This is a genomic window from Halomonas marinisediminis (assembly GCF_004347715.1).
Classification (GTDB): Bacteria; Pseudomonadota; Gammaproteobacteria; order Pseudomonadales; family Halomonadaceae; genus Halomonas; species Halomonas icarae.
This window is the reverse complement of record NZ_SLTR01000237.1, coordinates 1-306: the sequence shown is the minus strand read 5'-3', so window position 1 is coordinate 306 and position 306 is coordinate 1. Positions and strand designations below refer to the sequence as shown.

At 60.8% G+C, this 306-nt stretch carries 1 protein-coding gene; it reads left to right on the top strand.

Annotated elements, in window-relative coordinates; genetic code table 11:
- Positions 1-306: FAD-binding oxidoreductase (locus tag E0702_RS16520; protein WP_306766932.1), on the top strand; the 306-nt coding region annotated here is incomplete at both ends.

Sequence of the window (306 nt, the reverse complement as noted above, 5' to 3'; positions counted from 1 at the left end):
GCTCCAGAACGACATCGGCGAGGTGCGCAAATCGGGCCTCAACATCATGATGTCGATGAAATCCGAGGGCAAACCGGTCTCCTTTGTCGAGGATTGCGCGGTGGAGCTGCCGGATCTCGCCGCTTATACTGCCGGGCTGACCGAGATCTTCGAGAAACACGGCACCAAGGGCACCTGGTATGCCCATGCCTCGGTCGGCTGCCTCCATGTCCGGCCGGTGCTGAACATGAAGCTCGACAAGGACGTCAAGACCATGCGCGCCATCGCGGAGGAGTGCTTCGCCCTTGTCGCCCATTACAAGGGCTC